We start from the raw sequence: 26,081 nt of genomic DNA on the forward strand, positions 1-26,081 counted from the left end.
TTATGAAGGTTTGGCCTGTCAAACATAGCCCGTTACTGCGTCAGCCCGAGCGTTTTATCGCCAGGGATGAACTGAAAGCGCTGATCCAGAAAGTGACGCATAACCTGGTGAACATTCACGATAAAACCGGCGAGTTTTTACTGCGGCTGGACGACGGGCGCGTAATCGACACCAAAGGCTGGGCGGGCTGGGAGTGGACGCATGGGGTCGGTCTCTACGGTATCTGGCAGTATTACTGCCAGACCGGGGATGAAGGCATGCGCGATATCATCGACAGCTGGTTTGCCGACCGCTTCGCCGAAGGGGCCACGACCAAAAACGTCAACACCATGTCGCCGTTTTTGACCCTTGCGTATCGCTATGAAGAGACGCGCAACCCGGCATGGCTGCCGTGGCTGGAGAGCTGGGCAGAGTGGGCGATGAACGACATGCCGCGCACCGATCACGGCGGTATGCAGCACATCACCCTGGCAGAAGAGAACCATCAGCAGATGTGGGATGACACCCTGATGATGACTGTCCTGCCGCTGGCGAAGATTGGCAAACTGCTTAATAAACCGGAATACGTGGAAGAGGCGGTCTATCAGTTCCTGCTGCATGTGCAAAACCTGATGGATCGGGAGACCGGGCTGTGGTTCCACGGCTGGAACTACGACGGTCAGCACAACTTTGCCAATGCCCGCTGGGCGCGCGGCAACAGCTGGCTAACCATCGTGATACCCGACTTCCTGGAGCTGGTGGATCTGCCGGAAAACAACGCCGTGCGCCGTTATCTGGTGCAGGTGCTGAATGCGCAGATCGCCGCCCTGGCGAAATGTCAGGATGAGAGCGGCCTGTGGCACACGCTGCTTGATGATCCGAACTCCTATCTGGAGGCCTCGGCGACGGCAGGGTTTAGCTACGGGATCCTGAAAGCGGTGCGTAAGCGTTATGTGGCGGCGGAATACGCCATAGTTGCCGAGAAAGCCATTCGCGGGATTGTGAAGAACATCTCCCCGGACGGCGAACTGCTGCAAACCTCGTTTGGAACCGGGATGGGCAGCGATCTGGAGTTCTATCGCCAGATCCCGCTAACCTCCATGCCGTACGGCCAGGCGATGGCGATCCTCTGTTTAACGGAATATCTCCGCAAATACTTCTGATAATAAAAAACCCGGCAGATGCCGGGTTTTTTATTCGTTCTGTAGCCCTGATGGCGCTTCGCTACCGGGGCTAGCCAATCATCACAGATTACATACGTTCTACGGTTTCGATACCCAGGGTATCCAGACCCAGCTTCAGGGTCTTCGCCGTCAGCTGCGCCAGCTTCAGGCGGCTGTTGCGCACGGCTTCACTCTCTGCAGAGAGAATAGGGCAGTGCTCATAGAAGCCGGAGAACAGACCCGCCAGATCGTACAGGTAGGCACACATCACATGCGGCGTACCGTCGCGGGCGACCACGGCCAGCGTCTCTTCGAACTGCAGCAGGCGTGCCGCCAGCTGTGCTTCGCGATCTTCGCTGATGGTCACCTGCGCCTGGGCCAGCACGCTTTCGTCAATGTCGGCTTTACGGAAGACGGACAGCACACGGGTATAGGCATACTGCATATACGGGGCGGTGTTGCCTTCGAAGGCCAGCATGTTATCCCAGTCGAAGACGTAATCGGTGGTACGGTTCTTGGAGAGATCCGCATACTTCACCGCACCGATACCGACGGCGTTAGCCAGTTTTTCCAGCTCGTCCGCAGGCATGTCCGGGTTTTTCTCGGCCACCAGACGGCGGGCACGTTCCAGCGCCTCGTCCAGCAGATCTGCCAGCTTCACGGTGCCGCCCGCACGGGTTTTGAACGGCTTGCCGTCTTTGCCCAGCATCATGCCGAACATGTGGTGTTCCAGCGGCACGGAATCCGGTACATAGCCTGCTTTACGCACGATGGTCCACGCCTGCATCAGGTGCTGGTGCTGACGGGAGTCGATGTAATAGAGGACGCGATCCGCATGCAGCGTCTCGTAACGATACTTGGCGCAGGCGATATCGGTCGTGGTATAGAGGTAGCCGCCATCCTTTTTCTGGATGATGACGCCCATCGGTTCGCCTTCTTTGTTTTTATACTCGTCAAGGAAGACCACCGTTGCGCCTTCGCTCTCGACCGCCAGCCCTTTGGCCTTCAGGTCGGCCACGATCCCGGCCAGCATCGGGTTGTACAGGCTCTCGCCCATCACATCCTTACGGGTCAGGGTGACGTTCAGGCGATCGTAGGTGAGCTGGTTCTGGGACATGGTGATGTCTACCAGCTGACGCCACATCTGACGGAAATACTCGTCGCCGCCCTGCAGTTTCACCACGTAGCTACGTGCGCGCTCGGCAAAGGCTTCGTCTTCGTCATAGTGCTTTTTCGCGTCGCGGTAGAAGCCTTCGAGGTCGGCCAGCGCCATTTCACCCGCGTTATCCTGCTGCTGCTTTTCCAGCCAGGCGATCAGCATGCCGAACTGGGTACCCCAGTCACCGACGTGGTTCGCGCGGATCACGTTATGGCCGAGGAACTCAAGGGTGCGCACCGATGCGTCGCCGATAATGGTGGAGCGCAGGTGACCTACGTGCATCTCTTTCGCCACGTTAGGGGCGGAGTAGTCAACGACGATGGTTTGCGCTGGTGGCTGCGCCACACCCAGACGGTCGGACTTCAGGGCCGCATCAACATGCTGCGCCAGGAAGGCAGGGTCGAGGAAGATATTGATAAAGCCCGGCCCGGCGATTTCGGTTTTGCTGGCGATACCCTGGAGATCCAGATGCGTCAGGACCTGCTCTGCGAGTTGTCGCGGCGCCATGCCCAGTTTTTTAGCCACTGCCATCACGCCATTGGCCTGATAGTCGCCAAACTGTACTTTCGCTGACTGACGAACCTGCGGTTCACAGTCTGCAGGTGCGCCTGCAGCAATCAGTGCCTGACTGACTTTTTCTGAGAGAAGAGCCTGAATATTCACCGGGATACCTTACATTTTTGACGCGGGCCATCATGCTGCCGCGCCCGTTAAAGAATTTAGGCCGGGAGTATACTGCAATTGCCCGTTGCCGTCAGCACTGGCTCAAATCAGCGGTTGGTCGTCGGGCAGCAACAGAGTAAATTAACGCTTTTGCATGACGATAAGAGTAGGAATGATGGCGAACTGGCAATCTGTTGACGAGCTGCAGGATATTGCAGCTGATTTACCGCGTTTCACCCAGGCTTTTACAGCACTTACCGGGCGCCTGGGGCTGGATATTGCCCCGCTCGCAGCAGACCATATCTCTCTGCGCTGCCACCAGAACGCCACCGCTGAGCGCTGGCGACGCGGGTTTGAGCAGTGCGGCGAGCTGCTCTCGGAAAACATCATCAATGGCCGCCCGATCTGCCTGTTTAAACTGCATGAGCCGGTGTGCGTTGCTCACTGGCGCTTTACGGTCGTTGAACTGCCGTGGCCGGGTGAGAAACGCTATCCCCTCGAAGGCTGGGAGCACATCGAAATCGTGCTGCCTGGCGACCCCGATACCCTGAATGCCCGTGCCCTGGCGCTACTGTCTGACCACGGGCTGAGCCAGCCTGGGATCTTTGTCAAAACCAGTTCACCAAAAGGGGAGCGCGAACGTCTGCCGAACCCGACGCTGGCGGTCACCGATGGGAGCGTGACGGTGAAGTTTCACCCATGGACCATCGAAGAGATTGTCGCCAGCGAAGAATAATGCATAAGACTTTGTGAGCTGACGCCGTGTCGCAGATAAGGCGGCATGGCATGATGCAAAACCCAACTCATCGTAAGGAGGTTTCGTGGCATTGCTGGAGATTTGTTGTTACAGCATGGAGTGTGCCCTGACCGCACAGCAGCAGGGTGCCGATCGTATTGAACTTTGTGCGGCCCCGAAAGAGGGCGGGCTGACCCCCTCGTATGGTGTGCTGAAATCGGTGCGTCAGGCGGTAAGTATCCCCGTGCATCCGATCATTCGCCCCCGCGGCGGGGACTTTTGCTACAGCCCGGGCGAGTTTGACGCCATGCTGGACGATATCGCCCTTGTGAAGCAACTGGGTTTCCCGGGGCTGGTAACCGGCCTGCTGAATGAGGATGGCCATATCGATATGCCGCGCATGCGCCAGATTATGGCCGCCGCGCAGGGGATGGCGGTAACTTTTCATCGCGCCTTCGATATGTGCGTAAATCCGCAGCAAGCCTTTGAAAACCTCGCGGAACTGGGGGTTGCACGGGTGCTCACCTCCGGCCAGCAGCCCTCTGCCGAAAAAGGTATTTCATTAATTAAGGAACTAAAAGGGCGATCAGGTGTTCCAATAATAATGGCAGGTGCTGGCGTTCGCGCCGCTAACCTGGAAACGTTTTTACAGGCAGGGGTAGAAGAGCTTCACAGCTCGGCAGGCAAATGGTTGCCGTCACCCATGCGCTATCGCAACACAGGCTTGTCGATGTCGACGGATGCCGAAGCGGATGAATATTCCCGCTATGGCGTCGATGGCGAGTCGGTTGCAGAGATGAAGGCGATAATCGAAAGGTTTCGCCGCTGAAACAGTTTTTACCGCGCATCATGTCGCCCAATATGATGCTTGTTTGTACCAGGCCCCTGCAATTTCAACAGGGGTCTTTTTTTGTCCATTTTATCCTTCCTGTTTCAAGCCACGCCGCTGCAACCTGAAATAGTCGGGATAAAACGCGCCCGATTAAGGCCGGGTCAGGCGAAGCCGCCACCCGGCAAAACACTAGGGTTTGGTGGCAATCAATACCGCACGGATCGGCGCCGGATAACCTTCAATGGTTTTTGTCCGATCGTCAGGATCGAGGAATTCGGCCAGCGACTCGGTGGTCATCCACTCGGTGCGGCGCTGCTCTTCGGTGGTGGTGACGCAAACATCGGCAATGCGGATATCAACAAAACCACACTTCGCCAGCCAGTTTTTCAGCGCCAGCGCCGATGGGATAAAGTAGACGTTTCGCATCTGCGCATAACGGTCGCCCGGCACCAGCACCGCATTTTCATCGCCCTCAATCACCAGCGTTTCCAGCACCAGTTCACCGCCACTGACCAGCTGATCTTTCAACTGCCACAGGTGTTCCAGCGGGGAACGGCGATGATAGAGCACGCCCATTGAGAAGACGGTGTCAAATGCCGCCAGAGCCGGAAGCTGCTCGATGCCCAACGGCAGCAGGTGCGCGCGCTGGTCGTTGCCCAGCAGTTTGCGCACGGCTTCGAATTGACAGAGGAACAACTGCATTGGGTCAATACCGACCGCCAGATGGGCGCCTGCGCCGATCATGCGCCACAGGTGATACCCGCTGCCGCAGCCCACGTCCAGAATGGTACGCCCGGTTAAATCGGACAGGTGCGGTAACACGCGATCCCATTTCCAGTCTGAATGCCATTCAGTATCGATATGCATGCCATACAGGGAGAACGGCCCCTTACGCCACGGCATCAGATTGCGCATCAGCTTGTCGAGGCGCAGCATCTGGCCTTCGCTCAGCGGCGTTTCGCTTTCAGCGGTGACGCTGTGCAGCAGATCCAGCTTATAAGGGGTCATCTCCGGCAGAAACTCGACCGCGTTACTCCACTGCTTAAACTGGCCGTGCAGCGATTCGCGCTGCCAGGCGGCGATCTGCCCAGGCAGGGTTTCCAGCCAGTGCGACAGGTGATTTTTAGCAATCAGCTGATAAAAGTTACCGAAATCAATCATGCCTCACCGCCTTTAAGCGCCACCAGAGAGCCAAAGTTAAAGCACTGGAACCACAGCTCGCTGTGGGCGAACCCGGCCTTATGCAGGCGGGCCTTGTGCGTTTCAACCGAGTCGGTCAGCATCACGTTCTCCAGCATGCTGCGCTTCTGGCTGATCTCCAGCTCGCTGTAGCCGTTGGCCCGTTTGAAATCGTGGTGCATGTTGAACAGCAGTTCGCCGACGGTGGCATCTTCGAAGCTGAATTTCTCAGACAGCACCAGCGCGCCGCCAGGGTTCAGCCCCTGATAAATTTTGTCCAGCAACAGCTGGCGATCGTCCGGCTCCAGGAATTGCAGGGTAAAATTCAGCACCACCATCGAGGCGTTTTTAATCTCAATATGGCGGATATCGCCTTCGACCACCTCGACCGGAGTCGGCGCTTTCCAGGCGTCGATATGGCGACGGCAACGTTCGACCATTGCCGGTGAGTTATCGACAGCGATGATATTACAGCCGTCGTGCTTGATGTTACGACGAACCGACAACGTGGCCGCGCCCAGTGAACATCCCAGATCGTAGACCTGCGTGCCGGGCTGAACAAAACGTTCCGCCAGCATGCCGATCATGGAGATGATATTGGAGTAGCCGGGAACCGAGCGCTGGATCATATCCGGGAAGACTTCCGCTACCCGTTCATCGAAGGTCCAGTCGCCCAGACTGGCGATAGGCGCAGAAAAAAGCGTGTCGCGATCTGACATAACGTAAAAATCCGGGAAAAATAAAGGGGCGTATTGTGCGCTAATGCAATGAGAAAACCAACTCCCACGGCATATACCACAGGTTAGCCAGCACCATTAGCACAAGCGAACACCAGGTGGCGCTCATACCGGAGCGGCGCCAGCGGAACAGGCGCTGATGCAGACCATAATAGTGCATCAGACGTCCGGCAATCAGCAGCAGGCCGCAGACATGCACCATCCAGGTCTCGGCACCGTTCATTTCCATAAACAACAGCAGGATCAAGGCAGCCGGGATGTACTCCACCGCATTGCCATGAATGCGGATCGCGGTTTGCAGCTCCGAAAACCCACCGTCGCCATAAGAGACGCGGTATAACATCCGCAGGCGCGCAACATCGAACGAAAACTTAATTAACAGTAACGCACCCAGCACCGCATACAGCGCGCAAACCATACAAACTCCCTGTTTTTTGGCAGATGGCACTTCATATGATAGGGGCTGGGATCAGAAAAGAGAAGATTGCTGCGGAATGGTGGGGGCATCGCCTATCGACGGAGCCACGTCCCGCAAGGCTTGCCAGAGAGCATCGACCAGTTCAGGTGCCTGGGCAATATCAGGCGTATGTAAAAAAAGATACGGCGTGGCAGTCTGTTCCCACTTCGCCAGGGTCTGCAGCCAGACGGCAAACAGCGCCTGGTTTTGTGGCATATTGTCGCTGCCGATAAAACGCACCATCGGGTTGCTGGCGGTCATCACCGCATGCACCGGCACTTTCGGTTTTTTGCGCTGGGCGTCGATGATGGCTTCGTTGTGCGGCACGGCGGCATGTACCGGACGGCTGTCAAGGATGGTTCGATTGACGCCGCGCTCGTGCAGACCGCGATTGAGCGCTTGCTCTGCCTCGCCTTTCATGAAGAACTCAGGATGACGAACTTCAACCCCGTAGGTAAATTCCCGGGGCAGGCCATCGAGGAACTGCCATAGCGCAGGCAGATCGCGGGGGCCAAAGGTGGCGGGGAGCTGCACCCAGTACTGACCAATGCGGTTCGCCAGCGGTGACAGCCGGGAGAAAAACTCTTCGGTCAGATCGTCGCAATTACGCAGCGCGGCCTGATGGGAGATGGTGGCCGGGAATTTAAAGCAAAAACGAAAATCGTCGCGGGTTTGCTCCCGCCAGCGCGCCACCACCTCGGCCTTTGGCAGGGCGTACAGCGTGGTGTTGCCCTCCACACAGTTAAAGTGGCGGGCGTACTCTTCAAGACCGTTAATGCCCAGCCGCACCCACTTCGGGTGCGACCATTGGGGTAAACCCAGATAGATCATAGCGCGTTGATAATCTCTTCAGTGCTGCGCACACGGGCGATGCGCGGGAAGATATGGGTCATGCTGGCCTGGTGCTGCTCGGTGGTGGCCGTGCTGCATGCATCTTCGGCGATCACCAGATTAAAGCCCATCTCCCAGGCGTTGCGCGCGGTAGATTCCACGCCAATATTGGTGGCGATCCCGCAGAGAATTATAGTCTCGATGCCGCGACGACGCAGCTGCAGCTCAAGATCGGTGCCGTAGAAAGCGCCCCACTGGCGTTTGGTCACTTCAATATCGCTCTCCTGCTTGCCAAGTGACAGTGGGTAGTCCCACCAGTTGTCCGGCAGGGCATGGGCCGCCCCCTGGGCATCGACAGGCTGTTTCAGCGCTTCGGCGAAGTCAGCAGACCAGCCGACACGGACCAACACCACCGGCGAACCGTTGGCGCGGCATTTTTCTGCCAGGCGGGCGCTGCGGCTGACCACGTCCTGGGCGGTATGCGGGCCACCGGCAAAGGGCAGGATCCCTTCCTGTAAATCGATGACGACCAGGGCAGTTTTAGCAGCGTCGAATGTCAACATGGTTTTTCCTGTTAAATAGTTAGTGTTGCTAATACCTTACGCTGCCATGGCGTGTTCCGGGCCTGATATTTTTGTTAATTTTTGTGAGAATATGCAAGATGCGAGCAGCAATCGCGCGTCTGGTGTGCTTCTCTCTTATCGTCTGGCGGAATTTCCAGTATAATAGCCGCCTTTTTTCATCCAGTTTGACATACAGAAAGCTGCGACCTTGTAGCCTGCGGCTAAGTTAAGGGATATCTCATGCGTACAGAATATTGCGGGCAGCTGCGTCAGTCCCACGTCGGACAGCAGGTGACCCTGTGTGGTTGGGTCAACCGTCGTCGTGATCTTGGCAGCCTTATCTTTATCGATATGCGCGACCGTGAAGGCATCGTGCAGGTGTTTTTCGATCCAGATCGTGCCGACGCGTTAAAGCTGGCCTCCGAGCTGCGTAATGAGTTCTGCATCCAGGTGACCGGCACCGTGCGTGCGCGTGACGAAAAGAACATCAACAGCGACATGGCGACCGGCGAAATCGAAGTGCTGGCGACCGATCTGACCATTATTAACCGTTCAGAATCACTGCCGCTGGACTTCAACCACGTCAATACCGAAGAAGCGCGTCTGAAATATCGCTACCTCGACCTGCGTCGCCCGGAAATGGCCGAGCGCCTGAAAACCCGTGCGAAAATCACCAGCCTGGTGCGCCGCTTTATGGACGATCACGGTTTCCTCGATATCGAAACCCCGATGCTGACCAAAGCGACCCCGGAAGGCGCACGTGACTACCTCGTGCCGTCCCGTGTACATAAAGGTAAATTCTACGCGCTGCCACAGTCTCCTCAGTTGTTCAAACAGCTGCTGATGATGTCCGGTTTCGATCGTTATTATCAGATCGTGAAATGCTTCCGTGACGAAGACCTGCGTGCTGACCGTCAGCCTGAATTCACCCAGATCGACGTCGAGACCTCCTTCATGACCGCCGAGCAGGTGCGTGAAGTGATGGAAGCGCTGGTGCGCAGCCTGTGGCAGGACGTGAAGGGCGTGGATCTGGGCGATTTCCCAATCATGACCTTCGCCGAAGCGGAACGTCGTTACGGCTCCGACAAACCAGACCTGCGTAACCCGATGGAGCTGGTGGACGTTGCTGACCTGCTGAAAGACGTTGAGTTTGCCGTCTTCTCCGGCCCGGCTAACGATGCGAAAGGCCGCGTGGCTGCTCTGCGCGTACCGGGTGGCGCAAGCTTAAGCCGTAAGCAAATCGACGACTACGGCAACTTCATCAAGATTTATGGCGCGAAAGGCCTGGCTTATATCAAAGTCACCGAGCGTGCAAAAGGCATCGAAGGCATCACCAGCCCGGTTGCCAAATTCCTCAACGCTGACATCGTGGAATCCATTCTGGCGCGTACTGAAGCCCAGGACGGGGACATGATCTTCTTCGGCGCAGACAATAAGAAAGTGGTAGCGGATTCAATGGGTGCCCTGCGTCTGAAGCTGGGTAAAGACCTGAGCCTGACCGACGAAGCCAAATGGGCGCCGCTGTGGGTAATCGACTTCCCAATGTTTGAAGACGACGGCGAAGGCGGTCTGACCGCGATGCACCACCCGTTCACCTCTCCGAAAGAGATGACCGCGGCAGAGTTGAAGGCCGCCCCGGAAGATGCAGTGGCAAACGCCTACGACATGGTGATCAACGGCTATGAAGTCGGCGGCGGTTCCGTGCGTATTCACAGCGGTGACATGCAGCAGACCGTATTCGGCATTCTGGGCATCAACGAACAGGAACAGCGCGAGAAGTTTGGCTTCCTGCTGGACGCCCTGAAGTACGGCACACCGCCGCACGCAGGCCTGGCGTTTGGTCTGGATCGTCTGACCATGCTGCTGACCGGCACCGACAACATCCGTGATGTTATCGCCTTCCCGAAAACCACCGCTGCGGCCTGTCTGATGACCGAAGCGCCAAGCTTTGCTAACCCAACCTCACTGACCGAGCTGGGTATCGAAGTGGTGAAAAAGGAAGAGAAAAACTGATATGACATATAAGCTTCCCGTTTCTGTCTTAGTTGTCATTTATGCCCAGGACACGAAGCGGGTGCTGATGTTGCAGCGGCGCGACGATCCCGCGTTCTGGCAGTCGGTAACCGGCAGTCTGGAAGAGGGGGAAACCGCGCTGCAGGCCGCCGCGCGCGAAGTAAAGGAAGAGGTCGCCATTGATGTTGCTCGCGAGCAACTGACCCTGACGGACTGTCAGCGCACGGTGGATTTTGAAATTTTTAGCCATTTACGTCATCGCTATGCGCCGGGGACCGAACGCAATACAGAATCCTGGTTCTGCCTTGCGCTTCCCCACGAGCGGGAGATCGTGTTCACCGAACACCTGACTTACCGCTGGGTTAATGCGGTCGAGGCCGCAGGCTTAACCAAGTCGTGGAGCAACCGGCAGGCGATTGAAGAATTTGTAATCAATGTTAATTAATTTCCAGGCATTTCAGTTATCAGGAAGTCGGCAAGGCCGAGCATCGCCAGTCGCTTACGTGGGTAAGTGACGGGTTTAAGCGGGCGTAGCCAACGCAACTGGTGGCTGAACGGCGCAGGATAATTTTTGAGGAACTTTTTATGGCAGGTCATAGTAAGTGGGCCAACACCAAACACCGCAAAGCGGCACAGGATGCCAAGCGCGGTAAGATCTTTACCAAAATCATTCGCGAACTGGTGACTGCAGCCCGTCTGGGCGGCGGCGACGCCGGTTCTAACCCGCGTCTGCGCGCAGCGATCGATAAAGCGCTGAGCAACAACATGACCCGTGACACGCTGAACCGTGCTATCGCCCGTGGCGTAGGCGGCGACGATGACACCAACATGGAAACCATCATTTATGAAGGTTACGGTCCAGGCGGCACGGCGGTCATGATTGAGTGCCTGTCCGACAACCGTAACCGTACCGTTGCTGAAGTGCGTCACGCCTTCACCAAAACCGGTGGCAACCTGGGCACCGACGGTTCCGTAGCTTACCTGTTCAGCAAAAAAGGCGTGATCTCTTTCGAGAAAGGCGACGAAGATGTGATCATGGAAGCAGCGCTGGAAGCCGGTGCTGAAGACGTGGTGACCTACGACGACGGCGCGATTGATGTTTATACCGCATGGGAAGAGATGGGCGCGGTGCGTGATGCGCTGGAAGCGGCGGGCCTGAAAGCCGACGCGGCTGAAGTTACCATGATCCCGTCCACCAAAGCGGACATGGATGCGGAAACCGCACCAAAACTGCTGCGTCTGATCGACATGCTCGAAGATTGCGACGACGTGCAGGAAGTTTACCACAACGGTGAAATCTCCGACGAGGTTGCGGCAACGCTGTAATGGCTGAGCCTAAACCGACAACCGGAGAGGCGTGATGGCGATCATTCTCGGCATTGACCCCGGCTCACGCATCACCGGTTATGGCGTCATCCGCCAGGTCGGGCGTCAGTTAACCTACCTGGGCAGCGGATGTATCCGCACTAAAGTGGACGATCTGCCGTCACGCCTGAAGCTTATCTATGCAGGCGTGACGGAGATCGTCACTCAGTTCCAGCCGGATTTTTTCGCCATCGAACAGGTGTTTATGGCGAAAAACGCCGACTCGGCGCTGAAGCTCGGTCAGGCCCGTGGCGTGGCGATTGTCGCGGCGATGAATCAGGACCTGCCCGTGTTCGAATACGCCGCGCGACAGGTCAAGCAAACCGTGGTGGGCAATGGCGGGGCAGATAAAAGCCAGGTGCAACATATGGTGCGCACATTGCTGAAACTGCCGGCCAATCCGCAGGCGGATGCCGCCGATGCGTTGGCCATCGCGATAACCCATTGCCACGTCACCCAGAACGCGATGCAAATTAGCGAATCGCGGCTCAATCTGGCCCGAGGTCGATTGCGTTAAATGAAAAATCAGGCTGGATGTTTATCCAGCCTTTTTTTATGATGGCAGCGGTAAATTTTAGTTCTTAACGCAGGAGCGTCACGTGATAGGCAGACTCAGAGGCATCATCCTCGAAAAACAACCCCCGATAGTGCTGCTTGAGACCGGAGGCGTGGGCTACGAAGTCCACATGCCAATGACCTGTTTCTACGAACTGCCGGAAGTGGGTAAAGAGGCAATAATTTTTACCCACTTTATCGTGCGTGAAGATGCTCAGCTGCTGTTTGGCTTCAATGACAAGCAGGAACGAACCCTGTTTAAAGAGCTGATTAAGACCAACGGCGTCGGCCCGAAACTGGCCCTGGCGATCCTGTCCGGGATGTCGGCGCAGCAGTTCGTGAATGCTGTTGAGCGTGAAGAGCTGGCGGCCCTGGTGAAACTTCCTGGCATCGGCAAGAAAACGGCAGAACGCCTGATTGTCGAAATGAAAGACCGCTTTAAAGGTCTGCATGGCGATCTGTTTACGCCAGCAGCCGATCTGGTGCTGACATCCCCTGCGGGTCCGTCTGACGATGATGCGGAGCAGGAAGCGGTTGCCGCGCTGGTGGCGCTGGGCTATAAACCTCAGGAAGCGAGCCGGATGGTCAGCAAAATTGCTAAACCGGACGCCACCAGTGAAACCCTGATTCGTGAAGCGCTGCGCGCGGCGTTGTGAGGTAAAGGATGATTGAAGCAGACCGTCTGGTCTCGGCAGGCAATGTTCAGGCAGAAGATCTGGTGGACCGTGCGATCCGCCCGAAGCTGCTTGATGAGTATATTGGCCAGCCGCAGGTGCGCTCGCAAATGGAGATCTTTATCCAGGCAGCAAAATTACGCGGCGATGCCCTCGATCATCTGCTGATTTTTGGCCCGCCAGGATTGGGGAAAACCACGCTTGCCAACATCGTTGCCAACGAAATGGGGGTCAATCTGCGCACGACCTCCGGCCCGGTGCTGGAGAAGGCAGGCGATCTGGCAGCGATGCTGACGAACCTTGAACCTCACGATGTGCTGTTTATCGATGAGATCCACCGCCTGTCACCGGTGGTGGAAGAGGTGCTTTATCCGGCGATGGAAGACTACCAGTTGGATATCATGATTGGCGAAGGCCCGGCGGCGCGCTCGATTAAAATCGATCTGCCACCTTTCACCCTGATTGGCGCCACCACCCGCGCAGGCTCGTTAACCTCGCCGCTGCGCGACCGTTTCGGCATCGTACAGCGACTGGAGTTTTATCAGGTGCCCGATCTCCAGCACATTGTCAGCCGCAGCGCGCGCTACATGGGGCTGGAGATGAGCGAAGAGGGGGCTTTTGAAGTGGCGAAGCGTTCCCGCGGAACACCGCGTATCGCCAACCGTCTGCTGCGCAGGGTGCGTGATTTTGCCGAAGTGAAGCACGACGGCTCCATTTCGCTGGAGATCGCCGCCCAGGCACTGGATATGTTGAACGTGGATGCCGAAGGGTTTGATTACATGGACCGCAAGCTGCTGCTGGCGGTGCTGGACAAATTCTTTGGTGGGCCGGTCGGGCTGGATAACCTGGCGGCCGCCATCGGTGAAGAGCGGGAAACCATTGAAGATGTGCTTGAGCCATACCTGATCCAGCAGGGCTTTTTGCAGCGTACACCGCGCGGGCGCATGGCAACGGTGCGAGCCTGGGATCACTTTGGCATTACGCCACCGGCGATGCCATGACCCCGATGGAAAAGGCCGGATGGCGATAGCGCCTTATCCGGCTTAGAGCAATTGCAGGCCCGGTAAGCGAAGCGCCACCGGGCATCACATCAGCTGGCAGGTTTCTTCATCATACTGAAGATAAACAGCGTTGCCGCACACAGTACCACTGACGGCCCGGCGGGCGTGTCGTAAAACGCTGAGAAAGTTAACCCACCGGTCACGGCAATCATCCCCACCCCTACGGCAACACCGGCCATCTGCTCCGGCGTGCGGGCAAAACGGCGCGCGGTCGCGGCGGGAATGATCAGCAGTGAAGTGATGATCAGCGCCCCGACAAACTTCATCGCCACGCCAATGGTCAGCGCGGTCACCAGCATCAGCAGTAACTTCACGCGTTGTAACTTCACGCCGTCAACAAAGGCCAAATCCGGGCTGATGGTCATTGCCAGCAGGCTGCGCCACTGCCACAACAGGATAGCCAGCACGATCACCACCCCGATGGCGATGGCGATCAGATCGTCCGGCGTGACCGCCAGCAGATCGCCAAAAAGATAGGCCATCAGATCCACGCGAATATTGGACATCAGGCTGACCACCACCAGACCCAGCGACAGGGCGCTGTGCGCCATAATCCCGAGCAGCGTATCCACTGCCAGATGAGGTCGCTTTTCCAGCCACACCAGACCGGCGGCCAGCAGCAGCGTGACCGCAATCACCGCATAGAACGGATTCACATCCAGTAGTAAGCCAAATGCCACCCCCAACAGGGAGGCGTGGGCGAGGGTATCGCCAAAATAAGACATCCGGCGCCAGACGACAAACGAGCCGAGAGGACCCGCCGCGCATGCGAGCATCATCCCGGCCAGCCAGCCGGGCAATAAAAGTTCAATCATGAGTTACCGTTTCCCCGGCGCAGGACAATGCGTCCCTGCAAATCATGGCGGTGGTTGTGATGGTGGCGATAAATGCCCAGCTGTTCGGCGCCGCGAGGGCCAAACATCGAGATAAACTCAGGGTGCATGGAGACCACTTCCGGTGTGCCAGAGCAGCAGATGTGATGGTTCAGACAAAGCACTTCGTCCGTTTTCGCCATCACCAGATGCAGGTCATGCGAGACCATCAGCACGGCGCAGTCCAGCTCTTTACGCAGCTGATCGATCAGGTCATACAGCGCCACCTGACCGTTGACGTCTACGCCCTGCGTCGGTTCATCGAGCACCAATAGCTGCGGCTTGTTCAACAGCGCGCGAGCCAGCAGCACGCGCTGGGTTTCGCCGCCGGAGAGCTTTTGCAGCGGCGCATCTATCAAGTGCCCGGCCTGCACCCGTTTGAGCGCCGGCAGAATGTCCTCTTTACGCGTGTCGGGACGCAGACGCAGGAAACGGCTTACCGTCAGCGGCAACGTCGCGTCCAGATGCAGCTTTTGCGGCACGTAGCCGATGCGTAGTTGCCGGTCACGCTTGATAAGGCCGCTGTCGGGTGCTACCAGGCCCAGTACCACGCGCACCAGCGTCGATTTACCTGCGCCATTAGGACCCAGCAGCGTTAAAATTTTGCCAGGCTTCAAATCCAGCGAAACGTCAGAGAGGACGCGGCGCTGACCGAATGAAACCGAAATGTTTTCGAGAGATACCAGATTCGTCATATCAATTTTATGCTTGCAGAAGTCAACGAATGTTATAATATCACATTTCGCCCACTCATTACGATGAATAGTCGCATTATGTTACAGAAAAATACGCTTCTTTTCGCAGCATTATCCGCTGCCCTTTGGGGTTCAACAGCACAAGATGTTAACGCAGCTGTTGTCGCTTCGCTTAAACCGCTCGGGTTTATCGCTTCCGCTATCGCAGATGGCGTGACGGAAACCCAGGTGCTCCTGCCTGATGGCGCCTCTGAGCACGATTATTCCCTGCGCCCTTCGGACGTAAAACGCTTACAAAACGCAGACTTAGTGGTCTGGATTGGCCCAGAGATGGAAGCCTTCATGCAAAAGTCGGCAAATCAGTTGCCAGAGGCTAAAAAGGTTACCATTGCTAATCTATCTGGTGTGAAACCGCTTCTAATGAAAGGGTCTGAGGATGACGATCATGACCACGATCACGGTACAGCGGAAGGGGAAAAAGGTGACGAACATCACCATCATGGTGACTACAACATGCACCTTTGGCTGTCCCCAGAAATAGCACGGCTTTCGGCGGTTGCAATCCATGAAAAATTAGTGGAACTTATGCCGCAAAGTCGAGCCAAACTTGACGCCAACCTGAAGGATTTTGAGGCACAACTTGCCGCAACCGACAAGCAGGTGGGTACCGAGCTCGCACCATTGAAAGGTAAAGGATATTTCGTTTTTCATGACGCCTACGGGTACTACGAAAAACACTACGGTCTCACGCCGCTTGGCCATTTCACCGTCAATCCAGAAATTCAACCCGGTGCGCAGCGTTTACATGAAATCAGAACACAGTTGGTTGAGCAAAAAGCGTCCTGCGTTTTTGCTGAGCCACAGTTCAGGCCAGCGGTCGTTGAAGCCGTGGCCAGGGGTACGTCCGTGCGTATGGGCACCCTTGACCCACTTGGTACCTCTATCCAGTTGAGCAAAGCGAGCTATTCGCAGTTTCTCAGCCAACTGGCGAACCAGTATGCGAGCTGCCTGAAAGGAGATTAACGAGGAAGTGAATACGTGCAACAGATAGCCCGCTCTGTCGCCCTGGCATTTAATAATCTGCCCCGGCCCCACCGCGTCATGCTGGGGTCGCTTACTGTTCTCACCTTAGCGGTCGCCGTCTGGCGACCCTATGTTTACCACCCTAATTCCGCGCCAGTTATTAAAACTATCGAACTGGAAAAAAGTGAAATCCGCTCGCTGTTACCCGAAGCCAGTGAACCTATCGATCAGGCTCCACAGGAAGAAGAAGCTATTCCGCAGGATGAGCTTGACGATAAAACGGAAGCTGAAGTGGGCGTGCATGAATATGTCGTCTCCACTGGGGATACACTCAGCAGCATTCTGAATCAGTACGGCATTGAAATGGGCGAAATCAGCCAGCTTGCCGCGTCCGATAAAGAGCTGCGTAACCTGAAAATCGGCCAACAGATCTCCTGGACCCTGACTGACAGCGGCGATTTACAGCGCCTGACCTGGGAAGTTTCCCGTCGCGAAACCCGCACCTACGATCGTGCTGAAAACGGTTTCAAGATGACCAGCGAAATGCAGCAGGGCGACTGGGTTAATAGCGCTATCAAAGGTACGTTAAGTGGCGGCAGTTTTGTTGCCAGCGCCCGTGAAGCCGGGCTGACCAGCGGCGAAATCAGTTCGGTGATCAAAGCCATGCAGTGGCAGATGGACTTCCGGAAGCTGAAAAAAGGCGATGCCTTCTCGGTGCTGATGTCCCGCGAGATGCTGGACGGCAAGCGTGAGCAGAGCCAACTGCTGGGTGTACGTTTACGCTCCAGCGGGAAAGATTACTACGCCATCCGCGCTGAAGATGGCAAATTCTACGATCGCAACGGCACGGGGCTGGCGAAAGGTTTCTTACGCTTCCCGACCTCGAAACAATTCCGTGTCTCGTCGAACTTTAACCCGCGCCGTCTGAACCCGGTGACCGGCCGCGTGGCCCCGCACCGTGGTGTGGATTTCGCCATGCCGCAGGGAACCCCTGTTCTGGCCGTGGGTGATGGCGAAGTGGTGATGGCCAAACGCAGCGGTGCGGCGGGCTATTACGTAGCCGTGCGCCACGGGCGAACCTACACCACCCGCTATATGCACCTGCGTAAGCTGCTGGTGAAGCCGGGCCAGAAGGTGAAACGTGGCGACCGTATTGCGCTGTCAGGCAATACCGGCCGTTCTACCGGCCCGCATCTGCACTATGAAGTGTGGATCAACCAGCAGGCGGTCAACCCGTTAACGGCGAAATTGCCGCGTACCGAAGGGCTGACCGGCAAAGACCGCAGCGATTATCTGGCGCAGGTCAAAGAGGTTATTCCGCAGCTCAGTATTGATTAATTCTGCAGCGTCAGAAGCCGGTGCGTTACTGCACCGGCTTTTTCTTTTGTGCCTTGCGCATGGCCTCGCTAAACTAACGCATTACTCTTTTAAGCATCACCCGCCCTGGAAAAAGCATGGAAACCCAAAAAAACAACAGTGAGTACATTCCTGAATTCGAAAAGTCCTTTCGTCATCCGCGCTTCTGGGGCGCCTGGCTGGGTGTGTATGCCTTTGCAGGCCTGGCGATGCTGCCTGCGTCTGTGCGCGATCCGCTGTTGGGCAAAGTAGGGCGTCTGGCGGGCAAGCTGGGTAAAAGCGCCCGTCGTCGCGCGCAGATAAACCTTTTCTATTGCTTCCCGGAAAAGAGCGAGGCGGAGCGTGAAGCGATCATTGATGAGATGTTCACAACCGCGCCGCAGGCGATGGCGATGATGGGCGAGCTGGCGTTACGCGGGCCGGAAAGGGTCGCCAGCCGCGTTGACTGGAAAGGGCTGGAGATCATCGAGGAGATGCGTCGCAATGACGAGAAGGTGATTTTCCTGGTGCCGCATGGCTGGGGCGTGGATATTCCGGCGATGCTGATGGCCTCGCAGGGGCAGAAAATGGCGGCCATGTTCCACAATCAGGGGAACAAGGTTTTCGACTATGTGTGGAATACGGTGCGTCGCCGCTTTGGCGGCCGCCTGCATGCCCGTAACGACGGCATCAAACCTTTTATTAAATCTGTACGACAGGGCTATTGGGGCTACTATCTGCCAGACCAGGATCACGGGGCGGAACACAGCGAATTTGTTGATTTCTTTGCCACCTATAAAGCGACGCTGCCCGCCATTGGCCGGTTGATGAAGGTATGTCAGGCGCGAGTGATCCCGTTATTCCCGATTTACGACGGCAAAACCCATCGCCTGACGATTGAAGTACGCCCGCCGATGGACGATCTCCTTACCGCCGACGACAACACCATTGCGCGCCGCATGAATGAAGAGGTGGAGATTCTGGTGGGGCCGCATGCGGAACAGTACACCTGGATCCTGAAGCTGCTTAAGACGCGCAGGCCGGGCGAGAAAGAACCGTATAAGCGTAAAGAGCTGTATCCTAAAAAATAAAAAATCCCCCGGTTTCGGGGGATTTTTTTATGGCAAGCTATGTGCGCGCTTCTGGAAAGCCGCGCACAGGGCTTATTCGACGGTCATCACGCGGGTGGTGTTGGTAGAGCCGATGGTGCTCATCACATCGCCCTGGGTCACGATGACGATATCACCGGAAACCAGATAACCCTTGTCGCGCAGCAGGTTCACTGCGTCGTTCGCCGCAGCCACGCCGTCGTTGTTGCTGTCGAAGAACACCGGCGTTACGCCACGATACAGCGCAGTCAGGTTCAGGGTGCGCTCATGACGGGACATAGCGAAGATCGGCAGACCGGAGCTGATGCGCGAGGTCATCAGTGCGGTGCGGCCGGATTCGGTCATGGTGATGATTGCCGTCACGCCCTTCAGGTGGTTTGCGGCATACATCGCAGACATCGCTATGGCTTCTTCCACGTTGTCGAACTGAATGTCCAGACGGTGCTTAGAGACGTTGATGCTTGGGATCTTCTCTGCACCCAGGCAGACGCGCGCCATCGCGGCCACGGTTTCTGCAGGATACTGACCCGCAGCGGTTTCGGCTGACAGCATTACCGCATCGGTACCGTCGAGCACGGCGTTCGCCACGTCCATTACTTCCGCGCGGGTCGGCATTGGGTTAGTGATCATCGACTCCATCATCTGGGTCGCAGTGATCACGGAACGGTTAAGCTGACGGGCACGGCGGATCAGCGCCTTCTGGATCCCGACCAGTTCCGGGTCACCAATCTCAACGCCCAGGTCACCACGGGCCACCATCACCACGTCAGAAGCAAGGATGATGTCATCCATCGCGTCCTGGCTACACACCGCTTCAGCACGTTCCACTTTCGCGACGATTTTGGCATCGCAACCTGCATCACGTGCCAGACGGCGAGCGTAGTTCAGATCTTCGCCGCAACGCGGGAAGGAGACAGCCAGGTAGTCAACGCCGATCTCAGCCGCGGTGAGGATGTCGGCCTTGTCTTTTTCGGTCAGGGCTTCGGCAGAGAGACCGCCGCCCAGTTTGTTGATGCCTTTATTGTTGGAGAGCGGGCCGCCAACGGTCACTTCGGTGAAGACCTTCATGCCCTGAACTTCCAGCACTTTCAGCTGAACGCGACCGTCGTCGAGCAGCAGGATATCGCCTGGAACCACGTCAGCAGGCAGGCCTTTATAGTCGATGCCGACTTTCTCTTTATCGCCTTCGCCTTTGCTCAGGTTAGCGTCGAGCAGGAATTTATCACCGATATTGAGGAAAACTTTGCCTTCTTTGAAGGTCGATACGCGGATTTTAGGACCCTGAAGGTCACCGAGGATAGCGACATGACGTCCCAGTTTTGCCGCAATCTCACGGACCTTATCTGCACGTAATTTATGATCTTCCGGTGTCCCGTGAGAAAAGTTCATACGTACCACGTTGGCACCTGCCGCGATGATTTTCTCGAGGTTATTATCGCGATCGGTAGCCGGGCCTAAGGTGGTAACGATCTTGGTTCTGCGAAGCCTTCTGGACATGTAATACTCCGTTGTCTGAAACAACCTGGTGTTGCGTGAACGATGATTCGGCACGTTGTCCGCCGTAATACCAACAAGAAACTTACCGAATGCCGAAAAAAGTAACAACTTTATCAGTGACGATCAGGGAACTTCACCCTTAATCAACAACGCTTTATCAAAACGCGATTCCTTGAGCGCTTCTTTGACACGCTTCAAGTTATCTCTGAATTTTGCCCCACGGCGCAGGGTAAAGCCGGTGGCCAGGACGTCGATGACGGTTAACTGCGCCAGGCGCGACACCATCGGCATGTAAATATCGGTGTCTTCCGGCACATCGAGCGTGATCGCCAGTGTCGCTTCACGCGCCAGCGGCGTACCGGTGGTGGTGAGGGCAATTACCATGGCATCGTTTTCACGCGCCAGCTGGGCCAACTCCACCAGACTCTTGGTGCGCCCAGTATGCGATATCAACACCACCACGTCATCTTCGTTACAATTCATACAACTCATGCGTTGCAGCACGATGTCGTCGGAATAGATAACCGGGACATTAAAACGAAAAAATTTATTCATTGCATCATGTGCGACGGCGGCTGACGATCCGAGACCAAAGAAAGCAATCTTTTTGGCCTGGGTCAGCAGGTCAACCGCCCGGTTAACCGAACTCATATCCAGGGACTGACGCACCTGGTCCAGCGTCGCCATCGCCGATTCGAAAATTTTGCCGGTGTAGGCCTCTACGCTGTCGTCTTCATCGACATTGCGGTTTACATAGGGAGTGCCGTTAGCCAGACTTTGCGCCAGATGGAGTTTAAAATCCGGGTAGCCACGCGTCTCCATGCTGCGGCAGAAGCGGTTAACGGTTGGTTCGCTGACCCCCGACTCCTGAGCCAGAGTGGCGATGCTGGAATGAATGGCCTGCGCGGGGGCGGCGAGAATTACTTCAGCCACTTTTCGCTCGGATTTGCTAAGGTGTTCCAGTTGAAACTGGATTTTTTCTAGCATGTTCATTATTAACACGGCGCTCATCGGTGGAAACGATTTCATTAATGGGTGAAATCGCGATTCGAATTAGCAAGAATATACGCCTGTGATATGCCAAAAAGGGCAAACCCGGAAAAAATGTTGTTGTTTTTTTTCATTACTTGATCGCGGTCGGATTTTAGCAACAACCTGATAGCGCAAAATTTCACCCATTTGCCCGTTATTACCCTTCGCTGTATCAGCGTCTGGCGAAATTTCGCGGTATCGCACGCGAGGGTAAGTGCAAATGGTTTCGGGAATGACATAAAAGCAGTAGAGTGCATGTAATAAAATTACAACGATATTCTGGCAAAAGCACCAGGATATCCAACTGAGGAGAATGACATGGCGGTAACGCAAACAGCCCAGGCATGTGACCTGGTCATTTTCGGCGCGAAAGGCGATCTTGCACGCCGTAAATTGCTGCCTTCCCTGTACCAACTGGAAAAAGCGGGTCAAATCCACCCGGAGACACGTATCCTGGGCGTGGGCCGTGCCGACTGGGATAAAGACGCCTATACAAAGGTAGTGCGCGAAGCGCTGGAAACTTTCATGAAAGAGAAGATCGATGAAAGTTTGTGGGATACGCTGAGCGGACGTCTCGATTTTTGCAACCTCGACGTTAACGACACCTCCGCCTTTGCCGATCTGAGCGCCATGCTCGATCAGGAAAAGCGCGTCACCATCAACTATTTTGCGATGCCACCAAGCACCTTTGGCGCTATCTGCAAAGGGCTGGGCGAAGCAAAACTGAACGCCAAGCCAGCACGCGTAGTAATGGAAAAACCGCTGGGCACGTCGCTGGCAACCTCCCGCGAAATCAACGACCAGGTCGGTGAATACTTCGAAGAGTGCCAGGTCTACCGTATCGACCACTACCTCGGTAAAGAGACGGTGCTGAACCTGCTGGCGCTGCGTTTCGCCAACTCCCTGTTCGTCAACAACTGGGATAACCGCACCATCGACCACGTAGAGATCACCGTTGCGGAAGAGGTGGGGATTGAAGGGCGCTGGGGTTACTTCGACCAGGCTGGTCAGATGCGCGACATGATCCAAAACCACCTGCTGCAAATCCTCTGCATGATTGCCATGGCACCGCCATCGGATCTCACCGCAGACAGCATTCGCGATGAGAAGGTGAAAGTGCTGAAGTCCCTGCGCCGCATCGATCGTTCCAACGTGCGTGAAAAAACCGTGCGCGGTCAGTACACCGCCGGTTTTGCCCAGGGTAAAAAAGTGCCGGGCTATCTGGAAGAAGAGGGTGCGAATAAAACCAGCAGCACCGAAACCTTCGTCGCCATCCGCGTGGATATCGATAACTGGCGTTGGGCGGGTGTGCCGTTCTACCTGCGCACTGGTAAGCGTCTGCCAGCCAAATGCTCTGAAGTGGTCGTCTACTTCAAAAACCCGGAACTGAACCTGTTCAAAGAGTCATGGCAGGAGCTGCCGCAGAACAAGCTGACCATCCGTCTGCAGCCGGACGAAGGTGTGGATATTCAGGTGCTGAACAAGGTTCCAGGCCTGGATCACAAACACAACCTGCAGACAACCAAGCTGGATCTGAGCTACTCCGAAACCTTCAACCAGACTCATCTGGCGGATGCGTACGAACGTCTGCTGCTGGAGACCATGCGTGGGATCCAGGCTCTGTTTGTGCGCCGTGACGAAGTCGAAGAGGCGTGGAAATGGGTCGACTCCATCACCGAAGCCTGGGCGGCGGATCAGGATGCGCCAAAACCGTATCAGGCGGGGACCTGGGGGCCGGTTGCCTCTGTAGCGATGATCACCCGCGACGGCCGTTCCTGGAACGAGTTTGAGTAACGTGACCGTTAATCCTTAGGGGTTATTTTACCGGTAACATGATCTGGCTCAGGCCAGCGCACATTATTTAATCATTTAAGCTCCGTGTGGATTTCCACCCGGAGCTTTTTTTATTACACTGCCGGAAGCGATTTTGCCCCACAGCTCCGGCTATCAAGCGTTTCAGCGATGTTATAGGCTCGAACACTTTGTTAATTCCAGAGCGCGGACAGATAAATGACAGGAGCTTCTATGAATTCAATTTTGTTACGGGTAACACAACGCATTGTTGAACGCTCGAAAAAGACCCGCTCAGCCTACCTCGCGCGCATTCAGCAGGCGAAGAGCGACACGGTCCATCGTTCGCAACTGGCATGCGGTAACCTGGCGCACGGCTTTGCCGCCTGCCAGCCAGAAGATAAAGCCTCGCTGAAAAGCATGCTGCGTAACAATATCGGCATCATTACCTCCTATAACGACATGCTCTCCGCGCATCAGCCGTATGAGACTTACCCGGACATCATTCGAAAAGCGCTGCACCAGGCCAATGCGGTGGGCCAGGTCGCGGGCGGGGTGCCAGCCATGTGTGACGGTGTCACCCAGGGGCAGGACGGGATGGAGCTTTCGTTGCTGAGCCGGGAAGTGATCGCCATGTCTGCCGCGGTAGGCCTGTCGCATAACATGTTCGACGGCGCGCTGTACCTCGGCGTGTGCGACAAGATCGTCCCGGGTCTGGCGATGGCGGCACTGTCGTTTGGCCATCTTCCTGCGCTTTTCGTGCCGTCAGGCCCGATGGCCAGCGGTCTTGCGAATAAAGAAAAAGTACGTATTCGCCAGCTGTATGCCGAAGGCAAAGTGGATCGCATGGCGCTGCTGGAGTCAGAAGCCGCGTCCTACCACGCGCCGGGCACCTGCACGTTTTACGGTACTGCCAACACCAACCAGATGGTGGTGGAGTTTATGGGGATGCAACTGCCTGGCTCGTCGTTTGTCCACCCGGATGCACCGCTGCGCGAAGCCCTGACTGCCGCCGCGGCGCGTCAGGTGACCCGCCTGACCGGTAACGGCAACGAGTGGATGCCGCTCGGTAAAATGGTTGATGAAAAAGTGGTGGTGAACGGTATCGTGGCCCTGCTGGCGACCGGCGGCTCCACTAACCACACCATGCACATGGTGGCGATGGCGCGTGCGGCGGGGATCCTGATCAACTGGGACGATTTCTCTGACCTCTCCGAAGTGGTACCGCTGCTGACCCGTCTCTACCCGAATGGCCCGGCGGATATTAACCACTTCCAGGCAGCGGGTGGCGTACCTGTGCTGATGCGCGAGCTAATGAAAGGTGGACTGCTGCATGAGGACGTCAACACGGTAGCCGGTTTCGGCCTGCAGCGTTATACCCTGGAGCCGTGGCTGAACGAGGGCGAGCTGGCCTGGCGTGAAGGGGCACAGGCCTCGCTGGATGACAGCGTGATCGCCACCTTCGACAAGCCGTTCTCCCACCATGGCGGCACCAAAGTGCTGAATGGCAACCTGGGTCGGGCAGTCATGAAAACCTCTGCGGTGCCGGTGGAAAATCAGATTATCGAAGCTCCGGCGGTGGTGTTCGAAAGCCAGCATGACGTACTGCCAGCGTTCGAAGCGGGCCTGCTGGATAAAGATTGCGTGGTGGTGGTCCGTCATCAGGGACCAAAAGCGAACGGCATGCCAGAATTACATAAACTAATGCCGCCACTTGGTGTATTATTGGACCGCTGTTTCAAAATTGCGTTAGTAACCGATGGACGCCTCTCCGGCGCATCAGGTAAAGTGCCTTCTGCCATCCATGTCACCCCGGAAGCATACGACGGTGGCTTGCTGGCAAAAGTCTACGATGGCGACATCATCCGCGTTAATGGTCAGACCGGCGAGTTGACCTTACTGGTGGATGAGGCGGTACTTGCCGCACGTAAGCCACATATTCCTGACCTGAGCGCATCGCGCGTGGGCACGGGGCGCGAAATGTTCAGTGCGCTGCGCGAGAACCTCTCGGGCGCAGAGCAGGGCGCGACCTGTATTACGTTTTAAGACGACAAGAATTATCGATCTGGCGAGAGAAAAACTCTGATGAAAAACTGGAAAACAAGTGCAGAAGCAATCCTGAAAACTGGCCCGGTAGTGCCGGTGATCGTGGTTAATAAGCTGGAACATGCTGTGCCAATGGCGAAAGCGCTGGTTGCCGGTGGCGTTCGCGTCCTGGAAGTCACCCTGCGTACCGCCTGTGCAATGGATGCAATTCGCGCCATCGCCAAAGAAGTGCCGGAAGCTATCATCGGTGCGGGTACCGTGCTGAACCCACAGCAGCTGGCTGAAGTTACCGAAGCCGGTGCGCAGTTCGCCATCAGCCCGGGCCTGACTGAGCCTCTGCTGAAAGCGGCAACCGAAGGCTCCATTCCATTGATCCCGGGTATCAGCACCGTTTCTGAGCTGATGCTGGGTCTGGACTACGGTCTGAAAGAGTTCAAATTCTTCCCGGCGGAAGCCAACGGCGGCACCAAAGCGCTGCAGGCAATCGCAGGTCCATTCGCCAACGTCCGTTTCTGCCCGACTGGCGGCATCTCCCCGGCGAACTACCGTGACTACCTGGCGCTGAAAAGCGTGCTGTGTATCGGTGGTTCCTGGCTGGTTCCTGCGGATGCGCTGGAAGCGGGTGACTGGGATCGCATCACTAAGCTGGCGCGCGAAGCGGTAGAAGGCGCGCAGCAGTAAGGTTTTGCTTTGCCGGATGGCGGCTTTGCCTTA

General features: G+C 56.4%; 25 protein-coding genes. 15 read left to right on the top strand and 10 right to left on the bottom strand.

The window, feature by feature from the left end:
• Positions 1-2: 2 nt before the first annotated feature.
• On the top strand, positions 3-1,142 hold the full coding sequence (locus ABIE02_RS08195; RefSeq protein ID WP_032611967.1) for a glycoside hydrolase family 88/105 protein: 1,140 nt from the start codon (positions 3-5) through the stop codon (positions 1,140-1,142).
• Positions 1,143-1,230: 88 nt separating this feature from the next.
• Here ABIE02_RS08195 and argS read toward each other — a convergent pair whose 3' ends face one another.
• Positions 1,231-2,964, bottom strand: a complete 1,734-nt coding sequence (gene argS / locus ABIE02_RS08200; RefSeq protein WP_032611966.1) for an arginine--tRNA ligase — start codon at positions 2,962-2,964, stop codon at positions 1,231-1,233.
• 175 nt (positions 2,965-3,139) lie between these two features.
• Between argS and ABIE02_RS08205 the strand changes: the two genes are divergently transcribed.
• Positions 3,140-3,700 (top strand): VOC family protein, encoded by a 561-nt coding sequence (locus tag ABIE02_RS08205; RefSeq protein WP_032611963.1) that lies wholly within the window; start codon positions 3,140-3,142, stop codon positions 3,698-3,700.
• An 85-nt stretch (positions 3,701-3,785) separates the two neighbouring features.
• A complete protein-coding gene (gene cutC, locus ABIE02_RS08210) occupies positions 3,786-4,529 on the top strand; it encodes a copper homeostasis protein CutC (protein WP_032611962.1) in 744 nt (247 codons plus the stop codon).
• Positions 4,530-4,721: 192 nt separating this feature from the next.
• Here cutC and cmoB read toward each other — a convergent pair whose 3' ends face one another.
• The 5 genes from cmoB to ABIE02_RS08235 are packed head-to-tail and all read right to left on the bottom strand — an operon-like array spanning position 4,722 to position 8,299.
• On the bottom strand, positions 4,722-5,693 hold the full coding sequence (gene cmoB / locus ABIE02_RS08215; protein WP_032611961.1) for a tRNA 5-methoxyuridine(34)/uridine 5-oxyacetic acid(34) synthase CmoB: 972 nt from the start codon (positions 5,691-5,693) through the stop codon (positions 4,722-4,724).
• Positions 5,690-6,430 carry a carboxy-S-adenosyl-L-methionine synthase CmoA gene (cmoA, locus tag ABIE02_RS08220; protein ID WP_077227042.1) on the bottom strand — a complete coding sequence of 247 codons (741 nt, stop codon included), beginning with the start codon at positions 6,428-6,430 and terminating at the stop codon, positions 5,690-5,692. The genes cmoB and cmoA overlap by 4 nt, the downstream gene beginning before the upstream one ends.
• Before the next feature lie 40 nt (positions 6,431-6,470).
• Positions 6,471-6,866: an MAPEG family protein gene (locus tag ABIE02_RS08225; RefSeq protein WP_032611959.1), complete on the bottom strand. Its 396-nt coding sequence runs from the start codon at positions 6,864-6,866 to the stop codon at positions 6,471-6,473.
• Between the two features lie 51 nt (positions 6,867-6,917).
• A complete protein-coding gene (locus tag ABIE02_RS08230) occupies positions 6,918-7,736 on the bottom strand; it encodes a DUF72 domain-containing protein (RefSeq protein ID WP_059307631.1) in 819 nt (272 codons plus the stop codon).
• Positions 7,733-8,299, bottom strand: coding sequence for a hydrolase (locus tag ABIE02_RS08235; protein WP_059307632.1), 567 nt, complete (start codon positions 8,297-8,299; stop codon positions 7,733-7,735). The genes ABIE02_RS08230 and ABIE02_RS08235 overlap by 4 nt, the downstream gene beginning before the upstream one ends.
• A gap of 240 nt (positions 8,300-8,539) precedes the next feature.
• Between ABIE02_RS08235 and aspS the strand changes: the two genes are divergently transcribed.
• The 6 genes from aspS (at position 8,540) to ruvB (ending at position 13,907) form a co-directional block, all read left to right on the top strand.
• A complete protein-coding gene (aspS, locus tag ABIE02_RS08240; RefSeq protein ID WP_032611955.1) occupies positions 8,540-10,312 on the top strand; it encodes an aspartate--tRNA ligase in 1,773 nt (590 codons plus the stop codon).
• Position 10,313: 1 nt separating this feature from the next.
• A complete protein-coding gene (gene nudB, locus ABIE02_RS08245; RefSeq protein WP_032611952.1) occupies positions 10,314-10,757 on the top strand; it encodes a dihydroneopterin triphosphate diphosphatase in 444 nt (147 codons plus the stop codon).
• A gap of 140 nt (positions 10,758-10,897) precedes the next feature.
• Positions 10,898-11,638, top strand: a complete 741-nt coding sequence (locus ABIE02_RS08250) for a YebC/PmpR family DNA-binding transcriptional regulator (protein ID WP_032611949.1) — start codon at positions 10,898-10,900, stop codon at positions 11,636-11,638.
• Positions 11,639-11,672: 34 nt separating this feature from the next.
• Positions 11,673-12,194 carry a crossover junction endodeoxyribonuclease RuvC gene (ruvC, locus tag ABIE02_RS08255; RefSeq protein WP_032611947.1) on the top strand — a complete coding sequence of 174 codons (522 nt, stop codon included), beginning with the start codon at positions 11,673-11,675 and terminating at the stop codon, positions 12,192-12,194.
• A gap of 82 nt (positions 12,195-12,276) precedes the next feature.
• Positions 12,277-12,888 (top strand): Holliday junction branch migration protein RuvA, encoded by a 612-nt coding sequence (gene ruvA, locus ABIE02_RS08260; RefSeq protein ID WP_032611945.1) that lies wholly within the window; start codon positions 12,277-12,279, stop codon positions 12,886-12,888.
• A gap of 8 nt (positions 12,889-12,896) precedes the next feature.
• Positions 12,897-13,907, top strand: a complete 1,011-nt coding sequence (gene ruvB, locus ABIE02_RS08265) for a Holliday junction branch migration DNA helicase RuvB (protein WP_032611943.1) — start codon at positions 12,897-12,899, stop codon at positions 13,905-13,907.
• Between the two features lie 89 nt (positions 13,908-13,996).
• Here the strand turns inward: ruvB and znuB are convergent, their stop codons facing one another.
• Both znuB and znuC read right to left on the bottom strand, forming a co-directional pair.
• Positions 13,997-14,782 carry a zinc ABC transporter permease subunit ZnuB gene (gene znuB, locus ABIE02_RS08270; RefSeq protein WP_032611941.1) on the bottom strand — a complete coding sequence of 262 codons (786 nt, stop codon included), beginning with the start codon at positions 14,780-14,782 and terminating at the stop codon, positions 13,997-13,999.
• Positions 14,779-15,534 carry a zinc ABC transporter ATP-binding protein ZnuC gene (gene znuC, locus ABIE02_RS08275; protein ID WP_032611939.1) on the bottom strand — a complete coding sequence of 252 codons (756 nt, stop codon included), beginning with the start codon at positions 15,532-15,534 and terminating at the stop codon, positions 14,779-14,781. The genes znuB and znuC overlap by 4 nt, the downstream gene beginning before the upstream one ends.
• 78 nt (positions 15,535-15,612) lie before the next feature.
• On the opposite strand from znuC, the gene znuA reads away from it, so the two are divergent.
• The 3 genes from znuA (at position 15,613) to lpxM (ending at position 18,983) form a co-directional block, all read left to right on the top strand.
• Positions 15,613-16,557 (top strand): zinc ABC transporter substrate-binding protein ZnuA, encoded by a 945-nt coding sequence (gene znuA / locus ABIE02_RS08280; protein ID WP_032611938.1) that lies wholly within the window; start codon positions 15,613-15,615, stop codon positions 16,555-16,557.
• Between the two features lie 15 nt (positions 16,558-16,572).
• Positions 16,573-17,895, top strand: coding sequence for a murein DD-endopeptidase MepM (gene mepM / locus ABIE02_RS08285; protein WP_032611935.1), 1,323 nt, complete (start codon positions 16,573-16,575; stop codon positions 17,893-17,895).
• Positions 17,896-18,011: 116 nt separating this feature from the next.
• Positions 18,012-18,983: a lauroyl-Kdo(2)-lipid IV(A) myristoyltransferase gene (lpxM, locus tag ABIE02_RS08290; RefSeq protein WP_059349894.1), complete on the top strand. Its 972-nt coding sequence runs from the start codon at positions 18,012-18,014 to the stop codon at positions 18,981-18,983.
• Positions 18,984-19,055: 72 nt separating this feature from the next.
• On the opposite strand, the gene pyk is transcribed toward lpxM, so the two are convergent.
• Positions 19,056-20,498, bottom strand: coding sequence for a pyruvate kinase (gene pyk, locus ABIE02_RS08295; protein WP_032611932.1), 1,443 nt, complete (start codon positions 20,496-20,498; stop codon positions 19,056-19,058).
• 123 nt (positions 20,499-20,621) lie between these two features.
• On the bottom strand, positions 20,622-21,527 hold the full coding sequence (locus ABIE02_RS08300; protein WP_071886436.1) for a MurR/RpiR family transcriptional regulator: 906 nt from the start codon (positions 21,525-21,527) through the stop codon (positions 20,622-20,624).
• A gap of 321 nt (positions 21,528-21,848) precedes the next feature.
• Here ABIE02_RS08300 and zwf point away from each other — a divergent pair, with 321 nt between their 5' ends.
• The 3 genes from zwf to ABIE02_RS08315 all read left to right on the top strand — a co-directional run bounded on the left by zwf (position 21,849) and on the right by ABIE02_RS08315 (position 26,048).
• Complete coding sequence (gene zwf / locus ABIE02_RS08305; protein WP_059307635.1) at positions 21,849-23,324, top strand: glucose-6-phosphate dehydrogenase; 1,476 nt, start codon at positions 21,849-21,851, stop codon at positions 23,322-23,324.
• Between the two features lie 231 nt (positions 23,325-23,555).
• Positions 23,556-25,367, top strand: a complete 1,812-nt coding sequence (gene edd, locus ABIE02_RS08310; protein ID WP_059307636.1) for a phosphogluconate dehydratase — start codon at positions 23,556-23,558, stop codon at positions 25,365-25,367.
• A gap of 39 nt (positions 25,368-25,406) precedes the next feature.
• On the top strand, positions 25,407-26,048 hold the full coding sequence (locus ABIE02_RS08315) for a bifunctional 4-hydroxy-2-oxoglutarate aldolase/2-dehydro-3-deoxy-phosphogluconate aldolase (protein ID WP_106993318.1): 642 nt from the start codon (positions 25,407-25,409) through the stop codon (positions 26,046-26,048).
• Positions 26,049-26,081 lie beyond the last annotated feature (33 nt).

The sequence above is a fragment of the Leclercia sp. 1548 genome, assembly GCF_050435045.1.
Classification (GTDB): Bacteria; Pseudomonadota; Gammaproteobacteria; order Enterobacterales; family Enterobacteriaceae; genus Enterobacter; species Enterobacter adecarboxylatus.